At 65.5% G+C, this 14,459-nt stretch carries 11 protein-coding genes; all 11 read right to left on the reverse strand.

Translation table 11 applies throughout. The features are described from left to right. Positions 1-4: 4 nt before the first annotated feature. Positions 5-910, reverse strand: a complete 906-nt coding sequence (locus BRA1417_RS0133985) for an outer membrane protein assembly factor BamD (RefSeq protein ID WP_027519614.1) — start codon at positions 908-910, stop codon at positions 5-7. Between the two features lie 277 nt (positions 911-1,187). Further along, on the reverse strand, positions 1,188-2,150 hold the full coding sequence (gene lpxC, locus BRA1417_RS0133990) for a UDP-3-O-acyl-N-acetylglucosamine deacetylase (protein WP_027519615.1): 963 nt from the start codon (positions 2,148-2,150) through the stop codon (positions 1,188-1,190). Positions 2,151-2,511: 361 nt separating this feature from the next. Beyond that, positions 2,512-4,308 (reverse strand): cell division protein FtsZ, encoded by a 1,797-nt coding sequence (ftsZ, locus tag BRA1417_RS0133995; RefSeq protein WP_027519616.1) that lies wholly within the window; start codon positions 4,306-4,308, stop codon positions 2,512-2,514. Between the two features lie 87 nt (positions 4,309-4,395). Continuing rightward, the gene (ftsA, locus tag BRA1417_RS0134000; protein ID WP_027519617.1) at positions 4,396-5,718 is read right to left on the reverse strand and encodes a cell division protein FtsA; all 1,323 of its coding nucleotides are present in this window, start codon (positions 5,716-5,718) and stop codon (positions 4,396-4,398) included. Continuing rightward, a complete protein-coding gene (locus tag BRA1417_RS0134005; RefSeq protein ID WP_027519618.1) occupies positions 5,715-6,743 on the reverse strand; it encodes a cell division protein FtsQ/DivIB in 1,029 nt (342 codons plus the stop codon). Before BRA1417_RS0134005 ends, ftsA begins: the two co-directional genes overlap by 4 nt. A 350-nt stretch (positions 6,744-7,093) precedes the next feature. Then, complete coding sequence (locus tag BRA1417_RS0134010; protein ID WP_027519619.1) at positions 7,094-8,080, reverse strand: D-alanine--D-alanine ligase; 987 nt, start codon at positions 8,078-8,080, stop codon at positions 7,094-7,096. Between the two features lie 22 nt (positions 8,081-8,102). Next, positions 8,103-9,023: a UDP-N-acetylmuramate dehydrogenase gene (gene murB, locus BRA1417_RS0134015; RefSeq protein ID WP_027519620.1), complete on the reverse strand. Its 921-nt coding sequence runs from the start codon at positions 9,021-9,023 to the stop codon at positions 8,103-8,105. 4 nt (positions 9,024-9,027) lie between these two features. Then, complete coding sequence (gene murC, locus BRA1417_RS0134020) at positions 9,028-10,431, reverse strand: UDP-N-acetylmuramate--L-alanine ligase (protein WP_027519621.1); 1,404 nt, start codon at positions 10,429-10,431, stop codon at positions 9,028-9,030. A 122-nt stretch (positions 10,432-10,553) separates the two neighbouring features. Then, positions 10,554-11,654 (reverse strand): undecaprenyldiphospho-muramoylpentapeptide beta-N-acetylglucosaminyltransferase, encoded by a 1,101-nt coding sequence (gene murG, locus BRA1417_RS0134025; protein ID WP_027519622.1) that lies wholly within the window; start codon positions 11,652-11,654, stop codon positions 10,554-10,556. Between the two features lie 165 nt (positions 11,655-11,819). Continuing rightward, a complete protein-coding gene (ftsW, locus tag BRA1417_RS0134030) occupies positions 11,820-12,971 on the reverse strand; it encodes a putative lipid II flippase FtsW (protein WP_027519623.1) in 1,152 nt (383 codons plus the stop codon). A gap of 87 nt (positions 12,972-13,058) precedes the next feature. Continuing rightward, on the reverse strand, positions 13,059-14,459 hold the full coding sequence (gene murD / locus BRA1417_RS0134035) for a UDP-N-acetylmuramoyl-L-alanine--D-glutamate ligase (RefSeq protein WP_027519624.1): 1,401 nt from the start codon (positions 14,457-14,459) through the stop codon (positions 13,059-13,061).

Raw genomic sequence — 14,459 nt, forward strand, 5'->3', positions numbered from 1 at the left:
TTTCCTAGCCGAGACCCATTTTCTTGAAGGTCTTGCTAATCCAGGACCCCTGATTCTCGCTCGGTTCGAGACCGCCTGATTTTACAAGATTATAGGCGTCCTTGTACCAGCGACTGTCAGGAAAATTGTGCCCAAGCACGGCGGCGGCCGTCTGGGCCTCGCCGACGATGCCGATCGCCATATAGGCCTCGGTCAGGCGGTACAGCGCCTCCTCGACATGGCGGGTGGTCTGGTATTGCGTCACCACGGCCTTGTAGCGGTTGATCGCCGCCGTGTAGTCGCGCTTCTGCGCGTAATAGCGGCCGACGTTCATTTCCTTGCCGGCGAGCTGGTCGCGCGCACCTTCGATCTTGGCCTTGGCCGAGGTCGCATATTCGGAGGTCGGATATTTGCGCACCACCTCTTCCAGCGAGGCGATCGCCTTCTCGGTACGGGTCTGGTCGCGGCTGATGTCCGGAATCTGGTCGTAATGCGAGGCGGCAATCAGATATTGCGCGTAGGCCGCATCCGGGCTGCCGGGATGCAGCGTGACGTAGCGGGTGGCCGCGCCGATGCAGCTGTCATAATCGCCGCCCTGGTAGGACGCGTAGGCCGACATCAGCAACGATTTGCGGGCCCAGTCGGAATAAGGATGCTGGCGGTCGACCTCTTCGAACTTCTTGTTCGCCGCCTTCATGTCCTTCTTCTCGTTCATGAGGTACAGGCCCTCATTGTAGATCTTGTCGGCGGGCTCCTCGACGAAGGTGTCGTCCTTGGCGGTGAACTTGTCCCACAGCGCGCCGGTGCCGCAGCCGGCCAGCGGCAGCGCGAGCACGAAGAGGGCGACAACCTGAAGCAGCCCACGGGCTCGAGACGAGAGTTCTCGAGACGGGACTTGAAGATATCCGCGCGTCATACGCTGTGCCGACATGAGTATTGCCCTGACGCCCTGTGGTGCGGTGTCCGCCAGCCCATGAACCCCGTCCTGGGCGCGAAATATAGCCGTGGTGCCTGCCGTGCGACCACGCCGGTGTAACCGAAAAACGATCTTCAACCAACCGGATAGGCAGGCATTCCGCCCGGATTAAGGCGAACGCGCCGCAATCCTAGCCGATCATCGTTACCAGGAGTTTCCCGGGGAAAGCCGCCGCCAAACGTCCATGGCAACGGGTCTCTTCAGGCTCGTCTCTCTTCGGAAATGTCTCGCTTCAGGAAACGTCCGGTCCGTAGACCGCGGCGATCCGGCCACCGACGATGCCGCGACCGGTTTCGGCCACCGGACGCGTGGTGCGGCGGGCTGCCTCGCCCTCGACCACCCGCCAGGCGGTGCGGTCGGCGAGCAGCGCGGTCAAGACGGCGTGGTTGAGCTTGTGGCCGCCACGTACCGAGCGGTAGGCGCCGAGCAGCGGCAGACCGGCCAGCGCGAGGTCGCCAATCACGTCCAGCACCTTGTGGCGGGCGCATTCGTCGGCGTAGCGCAGGCCTTCGGTGTTGAGCAGCCGCTCCTCGTCGAACACGACGGTATTGTCGAAGGAGGCGCCGAGCGCATAGCCGGCGCTCCAAAGCCGCGCAACGTCGCACATCAGACCGAAAGTCCGGGCCCGGCCGACTTCGCGGCGGAAACGCTCCGGGTTGAGGTCGAAGGCGTAGCTCTGCTGGCCGATGACAGGATTGGTGAAATTAATCTCGACCTCGGCGCGGAACCCGTCGGCATAGGGCCGGATCTCGCCGAAGGAGTCGCCGATCTTGACCGAGATCGGCTTCAAAACCTGAATGAAGCGGCGCTGTGGCGGCTGGGTCACGATGCCGGCCTGGTCGATCGCCGCAACGAAGGCCGCGGCGCTGCCGTCCATGATCGGCACTTCCGGCCCGTCGATCTCGATGATCGCGTTGTCGACACCCATGCCCCGCAGTGCAGCAAGCACATGCTCGGCGGTGGAAACCAGCGGACCGTCGCGATCACCGAGGACGGTGGCGAAATCGGTCGCGATCACCTGCTCGGCGGTGGCCTGAACTTCGCGATCGCTTCCCTCAAGCCCCGTGCGGATAAAAACAAAGCCCGCGTCGACGGGCGCGGGTCCAAGCGTAAGCGTGACGGGAAGACCGGAATGAACGCCGACGCCTGCCACACTGGCTTGCGCACGAAGCGTTGTTTGCCGGCTAAATTTCATCAGGAACCGCCCCACTACGACCACCGCGACTTATACTGAACCCGACTGAGCGGCTGAGACCGCTCGCTTCCGAATCCGTATCCCCAAGTCACGGCAAACCATAGTCACTGCCTCAAACAGCGCCAACTCACGCTTTTTTACCGATTGTTACCCCAAACCCGCCGTATTCGCGCCAAGGCTTAACCAAATTGGACCGGAGTTTGGGACCGTTTTCGGCAGTTTTACTAAACCATCGAATACGTGATTAATGATTTAAAATCAGTTGCTTGGCTACGCAATCCGGATATGCACGGGGCAAAAGAAAAGGTCCCGGCAAGCTTCCCGCCGGGACCTTTTTTCGTCTGCCTTATTGTAACAATCCTCAGGTCGCCTGCCGCCGCAGGAAGGCCGGGATATCAAGATGGTCGTCTCCCTGTGGCGCCGGGGCAACAGGCGCAGGACGGCCGTGCATGTCCAAGCCCTGCGGCGCGGGACGACGGGCATACTCGGACACCGGCTCGGTGGACGCGATTTGCTGCGCCACGGTCTTCTGAGGGCGGCGATCGGGCAATGGCGGCATCGCGGGACCGGCGGTGCGGGCAGCGATCGGCGCTTCGGTCTCCTCGTCACGACGGCCGAGGCCGACATTGGCGAGCCGCTGCAGCAGCGACAGCCGGGTCTTTTGCGGGGTCTCTTCCTCGACCTCGCCGCGGGCCTGGCGAAGCTCGGCCTGGGCGGGCATCGGAAGTTCCTCGATCCGCGGCATCCGCGGTGTGCGGACCGGCGCACGCTCGGCCTGCGGCGGGATGAAGGTTTCCGGCGTCATCGGCTCGTGCATGGCCAGCGGCGCCTGCTCGGGCTCCGGGAACAGCGTGGGCTTCTGCGCGATCGGGCGCACGGTGACGTCGCCATAGGTCTGCATCGGCGCGGGTGCCTGCGGGACGTCCGCAACGGCGGCGGCGATGGCGGCAAGCGCAGCGCGCTCGACGTTCGGACGCGGAGCCGCGGGAGCGGCAGCAAACTGGCCCGATCCGGCGGCCGGGCTGGGTGCTTCGAACTTCTGGGCGCGCTCGGCCATGCGCTGATTGTCGGCGCGCAGCCGTGCGGTCAAATCGGCAAGGCGGCTCTCGGCAGCCGCGGCCGGAGCCTGCTGGGCCTGCGGTGCCGGGTTCGCAACCGGCGCACTGGTGGCCTGGGTGTTACGAGCGATCGCGGCCTGCTCGATGCCGGTGGCAACGACCGAGACGCGGATCAGGCCGTCGAGCGCCTCGTCGAAGGTGGCGCCGACGATGATGTTGGCGTCCTGGTCGACTTCCTCGCGGATGCGGGTCGCGGCTTCGTCGACTTCGAACAAAGTGAGGTCCTTGCCGCCCGTGATCGAGATCAGCAGGCCCTTGGCGCCCTTCATCGAACTGTCGTCGATCAGCGGGTTGGCGATCGCGGCTTCGGCGGCGGTCAGCGCGCGCTTGTCGCCGGAGGCTTCGCCCGTGCCCATCATCGCCTTGCCCATTTCCTTCATCACCGCTCTCACGTCGGCGAAGTCGAGGTTGATCAGGCCTTCCTTGACCATCAGGTCGGTGATGCAGGCAACGCCCGAATAGAGCACCTGGTCGGCCATCGCGAAGGCGTCGGCGAAGGTGGTCTTCTCGTTGGCGACCCGGAACAGGTTCTGGTTCGGGATGATCAGCAGCGTATCGACGACCTTGTGCAGTTCGTTGATGCCGGCTTCCGCGGTGCGCATGCGGCGACCGCCCTCGAAGTGGAAGGGCTTGGTCACGACGCCGACGGTGAGGATGCCCATCTCGCGCGCGATCTTGGCGATCACGGGAGCCGCACCGGTGCCGGTGCCGCCGCCCATGCCGGCGGTGACGAACACCATGTTGGCGCCCGAGAGATGGTCGCGCAGCTCGTCCATGACTTCTTCGGCCGCGGCCGCGCCGACGACCGGCTGCGAACCTGCGCCCAAGCCTTGCGTGGCCGCCGTGCCCATCTGCACGATGCGCTGCGCCTTCGACATGGTCAGCGCCTGCGCGTCGGTGTTGGCGACCACGAAGTCGACGCCCTGGAGGCCCGCCGTGATCATGTTGTTGACGGCGTTACCACCGGCGCCGCCGACGCCGAACACGGTGATGCGGGGCTTCAGTTCGTGAATATCAGGAACATTGATGCTGATGGTCATGTTTGCCTCTCGATCACGCGCGCGTGGGTTCGCCCCGGCCGGCGGCCGCGGGAGTTGGTGAAAATCGAATATTGCGGGAAGGAGTCATCAGAAGCCCTCGCGTAGCCATCGTCCGACCTTTCCGAAATACCCGCCGGTCCCCGTCCTGACCTGCTGCCGCGTATGCCGCGGTTCGACATGTTCGTGGTGAACATATTGCGGGTAGACGAGCAGTCCGGCCGGTACCGCGAAGGCGGCGTTCTTCGCCTCGTTGGGCAGCCGGCCGAAACCGAGCGGACGTCCGACCCGCACGGGCCGGCCGAGAATCTGCGTTCCAAGCTCGACGAGACCGGTGAGCTGCGAGGCCCCGCCCGAGAGCACGACGCGGCCGTTGGGCTCCGAGGCGAAGGGCGAATCCTTCAGCTTGTCCCGAACCATTTCGAAGACTTCCTCGGCACGATGCTTGACGATGTTGGCGATGGTAGCGCGGGAGACGATCTGCGGCAGATCCTGCTCGTCACCGGCTGTCGGTACAGACATCAGCTCACGCGAGTCCGATCCGCCGGTGATGACGGTCCCGTATAACGTCTTGATTCGCTCGGCATCGGCAATGGTCGCGGAGAGTCCGCGCGCCAGATCCATCGTGATGTGTTGCCCGCCGACCGCAAAACCCGCGGCATGCACGAAGCGGCCGCCGGAAAAGACCGCGATCGTGGTGGTGCCCGCGCCCATTTCGACCACGGCAGCGCCGAGATCGGCCTCGTCGTCGGTCAGCACCGACAGGCCAGCCACATAAGGGCTTGCCGCCATGGCTTCGACGTTGATGTGGCAGCGTTCGACCGCCAGCATCAGGTTCCGCGCCACGGTGGCGTCGCAGGTGACGACGTTCATGTCGATGCCGAACTGATGGGCGACCATGCCGCGGGGGTCGCGGATGCCCTTGACGCCGTCGAGCGTGTAGCCGACCGGCAGCGCGTGCAGCACGGTGCGGCCTTCGCCGGTGGCGTGGCGCATGCCGGTGGAGGTGACGCGGCTGACATCGGCCGGCGTCACGGCGCCGCCGCGGATGTCGGCCGCAGCTTCGACCAGCTGACCGGAGAGCCGGCCGCCGGAGACCGACAGCAGCACGGACTCGACCCGCACCTTGGCCATTTTCTCCGCAAGCCCGACGGCCTGTCGCACCGCCTGCTCGCATTCGCCGAGATCGATCACGGCGCCGGCCTTCATGCCGCGCGACTGGATCTGGCTATAGCCGATCAGCTCCACCGCATGGGTCCGGTCGCGCAGGGCTTCGCTCGGCGCCGACGGCTTCAGCCGGGCGATCATGCAGGCGATCTTGCTGGTGCCGATGTCGAGGCAGGCGACGAGGCCGCCGCGCTTGTGCGACATCGGGCGTGTCTTCGGTGTCTGGGTGCGATCAAGACCGGTCATGCAGCATCCCCGGCCTTTTTCTTCTTCTTGTCCTTGAACAAATCGTCGCGCGCCTTGGCGGCGTCCTCGGACAGCTGCACCACCAGCCGATCGGGCAGGCGAAGGTCGACGGCGACGATGTCGCGGGAGAACAGCCTGTCCTCCTTGTCGAGCCTAGACAGCATCGCAAGCGCGTTGCCGACGTCCTGCTCGGGTAGCCGGATGTCGAGGCCGTCCTTGAGCCTCAGGTTCCAGCGCCGCTCCCCGACGAAGATCGCGGCCTTGGTGATGGAATTGACCTGCGGATAGCGCGCCAGCAAAGCGAGGAAGTCGCGGGCCTGCGTCTCGGCGCCCTTGCCGACCACGAGCGGCAGCGACAGGAAGCGGCGCGAGACATAGGGTTCGAGCACGGCGCCGTCATCGGCAATGACGGAGAGCCGGCCGGCCTCCTGCCACAGCGCGAACGCCTTGCGCTCGGTGAGCTCGATCATGAGCTGGCCCGGATACAGCTTCAGAACGGTCGCATCCGCGATCCAGGGATTGGCCTTGAGCTTGTCGCGCACCGCGTCGGCGTCGAGGAACAGCAGCGAGGACCGGCCGCTGACGCCGCCGATCGCGAGGATCTCGTCCTGGCTGAGCTGCTTGCGGCCGTTGATCACGACGGAGGTGATGCGGAAGCCGGCGGAATTGGCCAGGGCGTTACGGGTGTCGTTGACCGCCGTGATGAAATCCTGGAGATGGCCTCCCTTGACGATACCGAAGCCGCAGCTTCCGATCAGGAGCAGCACCGTCATGCTGATCCCGACGCGGCGCGGCAGATAGCGCTCGACCAGCGCGACCAACCGCGGCGGCGGCTCGCGCTCGATGACGGCTTTCGCCCTGGTTTTTTCCTTGGCGGCAGCACGGGCGCCGAGAACTCTTTCCTGACGCTTGTCCTGCACCCACTCGCGCAGAAGCACGACCGCTCCAATAGCGGCCGCCTTCAGGTCAGCTTGGGGCCTCAGCGATCTAAAAAGCGACCGAGTGAGGCTTCCTGCTCCATCCATTGCACGAGCTCGTCAACAGTTTGCCCGCGACATCGCGCGGGTCCTGGCGAACATGACGTCTCGGACTTGCCGGGCCGGGTGCTGGTCTTCAGCAGAAGAAAACCTCTCCCCTTCAGAGCGTTCGCTGGGAGTGACAACACCCGCAACGGTCCACGCGCCGGCAGCCAAAGCGTCATATGCGCCGCCAGCGTTAACCTTCGGACGTCCTGGTAAACAAAAGGTAAAGTTCGTTAACGACGTGAGCTTTTTGCCCAGGCCTGTGAGGCATTTATGCCGCGATATCCGGCATTTTACCGGTTTTGGGTTCCAAAACCGGCCGTTTCGCCGGTTCGGCCGTTAACCAGTCCTAATTATTTTCGGACACCGGCCACGGCGAGCTCGACCAGGCCGCGCAGGAAGTCGACGAACGCGATGCCCTCGGCCTTCAGCGCCTTGGGGTAGAGCGAGGACTTGGTCAGGCCGGGCAGCGTGTTGGTTTCGAGATAGACCAGGCCCTTGGCCGAGACGATGAAATCCGAACGGGAATAGCCGGTACAGGACATCGCCCGGTGCGCCAGCATCGCCTGCTGCTTCAGTGCGGCCGTGATCTCCGCCGTGAAGCGTCCTGGACAGATCTCCTGGGTCGACTTCAAAAGATATTTCGCCGCGTAGTCGAAACTGCCCTCGCCCGGGATGATCTCGATCGGCGGCAGCGAGATGATCGAGCCATCCGGCCGCTCCAGCACGCCGCAGGTCGCCTCGACGCCGGCGATGTAGGGCTCGATCACATACTCTTCGTGCTTGGCGGCATTGCGGACGGCGACCAGATCCTGCCTGGCGTTGACGAAGATCAGGCCGTAGCTCGAGCCATCCCTGGCGGGCTTTGCGATCAGCCGGCCGTATTCGGCGAAGGCCTCGTCGATCTGGTCCAGCGCAATGTTGGCCGGCGGCGACACGCCGCCGAGCGCGGCGAAATGCTTGGCCGCGAACTTGTCGAACGCGAGATGCGAGGAGGCCGAGCCCGATCCGGTGAAAGGCACGCCGCGCGCCTCGCACATCACCTGCAATTCGCCGTTCTCGGCACGACCGCCGTGCAGGCCGAGCACCAGCACGCGGTTCTCCGCCCTGGCCTGGTCGAGCGCCTGCGCCAACGGAATGCCTGACGTGCCGGGCTTGAATTCGTCCTCGAACGGGCGGGCATGTTCGAGCAGCTGTCTGGATTGCACGACATGCACCTTGTCCTCGACGTCCCACCACCAGAGATCGGCCTCAGGCAGCGCCTGATGCAGCGCCTGGGCTGAGGCGACCGAAACCAGACGTTCGCGGTTGGAGCCGCCGAAGAGGATGGTGATGCGCATGTTCTCTCGTTGCTTGTCCAAATTAGCCGGGGATTCCGATCCGCTTGATTTCCCAGTGTAGCTCAATTCCTGAATTCGTCTTCACCCGTTCACGCACGGTCTCGCCCAACGTCTCGATGTCGTGCGCGGTGGCATTGCCCGTGTTGATCAGGAAATTGCAGTGCATCTCGGACACCTCGGCACCGCCAATGCGCAGGCCACGGCAGCCGGCGGCATCGACCAGCTTCCAGGCGGAATGGCCGGGCGGATTCTTAAAGGTCGAGCCGCCGGTCTTTTCGCGGATCGGCTGCGCAGTCTCGCGATGGGTTTGCACTTCCGCCATGCGCGCGCGGATTGCGTCGGCATCCCTGATCTCGCCACGGAAACGGGCGGAGGTGAAGATGATGGAGGGATCGACGCCGCTGTTGCGGTAGACGAACTTCATGTCGGGATTGGAGAAGACGTGCTTGGTGCCGTCGCGCCCGACGCCTCGCGCTTCGATCAACACGTCCCTGGTCTCGCCGCCGTTCGCGCCCGCATTCATGCGCAGCGCACCGCCGATCGTGCCGGGAATGCCGAAGTAGAATTCGAGCCCGCCGATGTTCGCGCCCGCGGCGACTTCCGCCACGCGCTTGTCGAGCGCTGCCGCGCCCGCAGTGACGGTATCACCACTCGCGCTCGCCTCGCCGAAGGCGCGCGGTGCCAGACGGACCACCACGCCTGCCATGCCCCCGTCGCGCACGATCAGATTGGAGCCGACACCGACGACATAGACGGGAATGTCGCTTGCGAGATGCGCGAGGAAATAAGCGAGATCGTCCTCGTCCGCCGGCGTGAACAGCACCTGCGCGGGACCGCCGACGCGAAACCAGGTGAGCTCGGCCAGCGACTGGTTCGCCAGCAGCCGGCCGCGAAGATCGGGCATCGCGGCTTTGAGAGAAGGCGTGATGTCGGGAAAGCCCACTGCCCTACCCCAGCGCCTTCAATTCGCCGGGCAACGCATACGCCCATTGCGTGATGTTGCCGGCGCCAAGGCACACGACGAGATCGCCCGATTTCGTCACACCCTTGACGATGCCGGCGAGATCGGACGCCGCCGGCAGCGGGATCACCTCGCGGTGGCCGTGGGCGCGCAGGCCCGCGGCGAAATGGTCGCGATCGATACCCTCGATCGGCGTCTCGCCTGCGGCATAGACCTCGGCGACGATCACCGCATCCGCATCGTTGAAACAGGTGCAGAATTCCTCGAACAGCGACTGCAGCCGGGTATAGCGATGCGGCTGCACCACGGCGACGATCTTGCCGTTGGTGGATTCCCGCGCCGCCTTCAGCACCGCCGCGATCTCGACCGGATGATGGCCGTAATCGTCGATGACGGTGACGCCATTCCACTCGCCGGTCTTGGTGAAGCGGCGCTTGACGCCGCCGAAGCCGGCGATCGCCTTGCGGATCGCCTCGTCCGAGACGCCGAGCTCGCGCGCGACCGCAATCGCGGCCGTCGCGTTGGAGGCATTGTGGCGTCCCGGCATCGGCAGCATGAGATCGGAGATCTCGTGCACGGCGCCCGTCTTGCGATCGCGGAACGCAACCTTGAACTTCGATCCGCCGCCCATCGGGGCCAGATCGACGAAGCGCACATCGGCCTGCGGATTCTCGCCATAGGTGATGATGCGCCGGTCCTCGATCTTGCCGACAAGAGTCTGCACCACCGGATGATCGATGCACATCACGGCGAAGCCATAGAATGGCAGGTTCTCGACGAAATGGCGGAAGGCGTCCTGCACGGCTTCGAAGGTCTTGAAGTGGTCGAGATGCTCGGGATCCACATTGGTGACGATCGCGACCTCGGTCGGCAGCTTCAGGAACGTGCCGTCACTCTCGTCGGCTTCGACCACCATCCAGTCGCCCGCACCGAGACGCGCATTGGAGCCGTAAGCGTTGATGATGCCCCCGTTGATGACGGTGGGATCGAGGCCGCCGGCGTCGAGCAGCGTCGCGACCATCGTGGTCGTGGTGGTCTTGCCGTGCGTGCCGGCGATGGCGACGCAGCTCTTCAGCCGCATCAGCTCGGCCAGCATCTCGGCGCGGCGCACCACCGGGATACGCCGTTCGCGCGCCGCCGTCAGTTCCGGATTGTCACGCTTGATCGCGGTGGAGACCACGACGACCTCGGCGCCGTCGACGTTCTCCGCCTTGTGGCCGACCGAGACCTTCGCGCCGTTCTTGCGCAGACGGTCGAGATTGTAATTGTCGGAGGCGTCCGAGCCCTGCACGGAATAGCCGAGATTGAGCAGCACCTCGGCGATGCCGCTCATGCCGATCCCGCCGATCCCGACGAAGTGGATGGGTCCGATCTCGCGCGGCAGTCTCATGCTCTGTTCCCTGACCTCGCCGCCGGAAAGGGCGGCATCTGGCGAAGGTCACGGCAAATCAGCCGCGCGCCTTTCCTACTGGATGCCCCGCTTTAGAAGGCGAAGACAAGGGCTTTTTCGCGTCAGATTCCCGCGATTTTGGCCACCAGATCCGCCAGCCGCTCGGCCGCGTCGAGCCGGCCGGCGCCACGGGCGGCCTGCGCCATGGCGGCAAGACGCGCGGGCTCGGCGGCGAAGGCTGAGATCTCTGCGGCGAGGCGATCGGACGAAAACTCGGTCTGCGGAATGCGGATCGCACCGTCGACCTTGGCCAGCACGCCGGCATTGGCGAACTGGTCCTGGTCGATCGCGCCCGGTAGCGGCACCAGGATCGAGGGCCGCCCGATCGCGGCGAGTTCGGCCACGGTGCCGGCGCCTGAGCGCGACACCACCAGATGGTTGGAGGCGAGCCGTGCCGGCAGATCGGTGAAAAACGGCGCAAGCTCGGCCTTGATCTTCAGTCTGTCGTAGACCGCGCGCACGCGCGCCATGTCCTCGTCGCGCACCTGCTGGGTAAGGACGAGCCGGCTCCACAGCGCGGGCTCGAGGCGCTCGATCGCGCCCGGCACGATGTCGGCCATGATGCGCGCGCCCTGGCTGCCACCGACGACGAGCAGGCGCAGCGGACCATTCACTTCAGGCGCAGCGTATGGCACGCCAGCTGCGGCGAGGATCGCCGGACGCATCGGCGTGCCGACCGTCGTGGTCTTGCCTGATAGCGCCGGATCGCGATCGAGCACGCCGGGCAACGACGTCGCAATGGCGCGCACGCGGCTCGACAGGAACCGGTTGGCGCGGCCGAGCACTGCATTGGCGTCATGGATGATGCCGGGCACGCCGGCGAATTTCGCCGCGACCAGCGGCGGCAGCGTCGGATAGCCACCGAAGCCGACGACGGCGACCGGCTTCAATCGCTTGATCAGGTTGTAGGCGGACAACGTGCCGGCCGCGAGCGTCAGGCCGGCATAGGCGAGCTGCAGCGGATTGCGTCCACGCGCAGTCTCGCTCGAGACGACGTCGATCATGTCCTTGGTGAACAGGCCGCTGTAGCGCAGCGCGCGCTCGTCCGTAACGAGGCGGACGCGGAATCCGCGCCGGATCAGCTCGACGCCGAGCGCCTCGGCCGGAAACAGATGGCCGCCAGTGCCGCCCGCGGCGAGAAGAATCAGGGGGGAGGTGTCCATGGTGGGGAGTTTTACAGTGTCTCCCCCGTCATTGCGAGCCGGCCGGCCGGACTGCCTGATCCTCATCCTGAGGAGCGCATCTTCGCGCGTCTCGAAGGATGAAGGCCCGGCCGGTGGCCTCGCCCTTCGAGACGCCGCGCGTAGCGCGGCTCCTCAGGGTGAGGGTCACGCGTAGCTGCGCATCGCCTCCGCGTGGCCGCTCGCCTCGACCTCGGTGCGCGGGCGCAGCCGCGTCAGCGCGAGCATCATGCCGACGCCATAGGCCAGCGACACGATCGAGGAACCGCCATAGGAGATGAAGGGCAGCGTCATGCCCTTGGCGGGGATGAGCTGGAGATTGACCGACATGTTGATGGCGGCTTGCACGCCAAACAAGATCGCAAGACCCGACGCCGCGAAGCGCGAGAACATGTCCTCGTTGGCATAGGCGCGCGAAAGTGTGCGGATGACGACGAAAGCAAACAGTGCCAGCATCGCGAGGCACAGGATGATGCCGAACTCTTCGGCGGCAACCGCGAACACGAAGTCGGTGTGGCTGTCCGGCAGGCTGCGCTTGGCGATACCCTCGCCCGGCCCGAGCCCGAACCAGCCGCCGTTGTAGAAGGCCTCCATGGCGGTATCGACCTGGAAGGTGTCACCAGAGGCCGGATTCATGAAGCGCTTGATGCGGCCCGCGACGTGCGGAACAAAAAGGTAGGCGCTAAACAGTCCGGCGGCGCCGAGGCCGGCGAGCCCGAACACCCAGATCATCCGCATGCCCGCGATGAAGAACAGCGAGCCCCACACCATCAGGATCAGCATGGTCTGGCCGAAATCGGGCTCCATGACGAGAAGCGAGACCAGCATCAGGAGCAGCGTGAGCGCCATCGAGGTCGCCGGCATCTCCGGCCGCTTGGTGGATTCGGCGAACAGCCAGGCGGCGATAACGACGAACGACGGCTTTGCGATTTCGGAGGCCTGGATGTTGACGCCGAGCAGCGTGATCCAGCGCCGCGAGCCCTTCACCTCGGGACCGATCGCGAGCGTCAGCACGATCAGGACGATGCTGGCCGCGAAGATGATCAGCGCCGAGCGACGGATCGCCCGCGGCGACAGAAAGGACACCCCGAGCAGCACCAGGCAGGACGGGAGGAGGAACAGCACGTGGCGGCTGAAGAAGTGGAAGGGATCGAGCCCGATGCGGGTCGCGACCGGCGGGCTCGCCGCCAGCGACAGGATCACGCCGGTCAGCATCAGCGCCAGGATGGCCCCCATCAGCGGCTTGTCGACGGTCCACCACCACTCGGAAAAGGGGGTGCGTTCTTCACGGGAGAGCATGGCGGCCGCTTTCGGACAGAGGTCGGTCCATTGGTCGCCGAGGTTGGTTACCGGGGGGTTAAGGAAACGCGGATGACTGGAATTGCCTCACACCACCAGCTTCACGCCAGGCAGCGCCTGCACCAGTTCGCGGAACCTGGTGCCGCGGATTTCGAAGTTGCGATACTGGTCGAAGGAGGCGCAGGCGGGTGACAAGAGCACGACCGCGTCAGTGATGCCCGACGCCTCCGCATCGCGTGCGGCTTGCTCGACGGCGACGTCGAGCGTCTGGCTGATCTCGTGCGGCACGTGCGTGCCGAGCGTGCCGGAAAACTCCTGGGCGGCCTCGCCGATCAGATAGGCTTTTCGGATGCGCGGGAAGTAGCCGCTGAGGCCAGTGATTCCGCCGGCCTTCGGCTTGCCGCCCGCGATCCAGAAGATGTCCGAAAAGGAAGACAGTGCGTGCGCGGTGGCGTCCGCATTGGTGCCCTTGGAGTCGTTGACGAACAGCACGCTGCCGCGGCGGCCAACCTGCTCCATGCGATGCGCCAGGCCTGGAAAGCTCCGCAGGCCGTTCTGAAGGACATCGAGACTAATACCCATCGCGAGCGCGGCGGCGGCGGCGCACGCCGCGTTCTGCGCATTGTGCAGGCCACGCAGAGAACCGATGCCGCCGAGCGCCGCGATTTCACTGCGTGCGCCGCCGGAATTGCGCACGATGGTGCCATGCTCGACATGGATGCCGCTGGCCAGCGGATTCCTGACCGAGATGCGCACCACAGTCTTGCCGGCGCGATCGAGCCGGTCGGCGATATCGCGGCAAAAACCGTCGTCGACGCCGACGATCGCGGTGCCGCCGGCCTGCACACCCGCAACGAGGCGTTCCTTCACCGCGGCGTAATGCGCGATGGTGCCATGGCGATCGATGTGGTCCTCGCTGACATTGAGCAGAATGCCGACGGAGGGATCGAGCGAGGGCGTGAGGTCGATCTGATAGGACGACATCTCGATGACGTGGACGCGGCCCATGCCCGGCGGCTCCAGCGACAGGATCGCCGTGCCGATATTGCCCCCCATCTGGGTGTCGTAGCCGGCCACTTTGGTGAGATGCGCGATCAGCGCCGTCGTCGTCGATTTGCCATTGGTGCCAGTGATGGCGACGAACGGCGCGTCCGGCGCGTGCCGGCGCCGCTCGCGGCAGAACAGCTCGATGTCGCCGATCACCTCGATAGCGGCCTCGCGCGCCTTCAGCACGCTCCAATGCGGCACCGGGTGGGTCAGGGGAACGCCGGGCGCGAGCACCAGCGCGGCGAAATTCGCCCAGGAGACGTTGCGCAAATCAGCCGTGATGAAGCCGGCTTGCGCGGCCTTGGCGACGTTGTCGGCATTGTCGTCGGCGGCGATCACCTCGGCGCCGCCCGCCTTCAGCGCGTGACAGGACGCGAGCCCCGAGCCGCCGAGGCCGAACACCGCGACCGTCTTGCCGGCAAAGGACGTGACGGGGATCAT

Origin of the sequence: Bradyrhizobium sp. WSM1417 (assembly GCF_000515415.1) — a bacterium.
Lineage (GTDB): Bacteria > Pseudomonadota > Alphaproteobacteria > Rhizobiales > Xanthobacteraceae > Bradyrhizobium.

Bases quoted from the DNA above. Each gene is read 5' to 3' on its own strand.
- lpxC (WP_027519615.1), bottom strand. From the start codon at position 2,150: ATGAAATTTAGCCGGCAAACAACGCTTCGTGCGCAAGCCAGTGTGGCA.
- BRA1417_RS0133985 (WP_027519614.1), bottom strand. From the start codon at position 910: ATGTCGGCACAGCGTATGACGCGCGGATATCTTCAAGTCCCGTCTCGA.
- BRA1417_RS0134010 (WP_027519619.1), bottom strand. From the start codon at position 8,080: ATGCGCATCACCATCCTCTTCGGCGGCTCCAACCGCGAACGTCTGGTT.
- murD (WP_027519624.1), bottom strand. From the start codon at position 14,459: ATGATCCCCGTCACGTCCTTTGCCGGCAAGACGGTCGCGGTGTTCGGC.
- ftsW (WP_027519623.1), bottom strand. From the start codon at position 12,971: ATGCTCTCCCGTGAAGAACGCACCCCCTTTTCCGAGTGGTGGTGGACC.
- murC (WP_027519621.1), bottom strand. From the start codon at position 10,431: ATGAGACTGCCGCGCGAGATCGGACCCATCCACTTCGTCGGGATCGGC.
- BRA1417_RS0134005 (WP_027519618.1), bottom strand. From the start codon at position 6,743: ATGGATGGAGCAGGAAGCCTCACTCGGTCGCTTTTTAGATCGCTGAGG.
- ftsA (WP_027519617.1), bottom strand. From the start codon at position 5,718: ATGACCGGTCTTGATCGCACCCAGACACCGAAGACACGCCCGATGTCG.
- ftsZ (WP_027519616.1), bottom strand. From the start codon at position 4,308: ATGACCATCAGCATCAATGTTCCTGATATTCACGAACTGAAGCCCCGC.
- murG (WP_027519622.1), bottom strand. From the start codon at position 11,654: ATGGACACCTCCCCCCTGATTCTTCTCGCCGCGGGCGGCACTGGCGGC.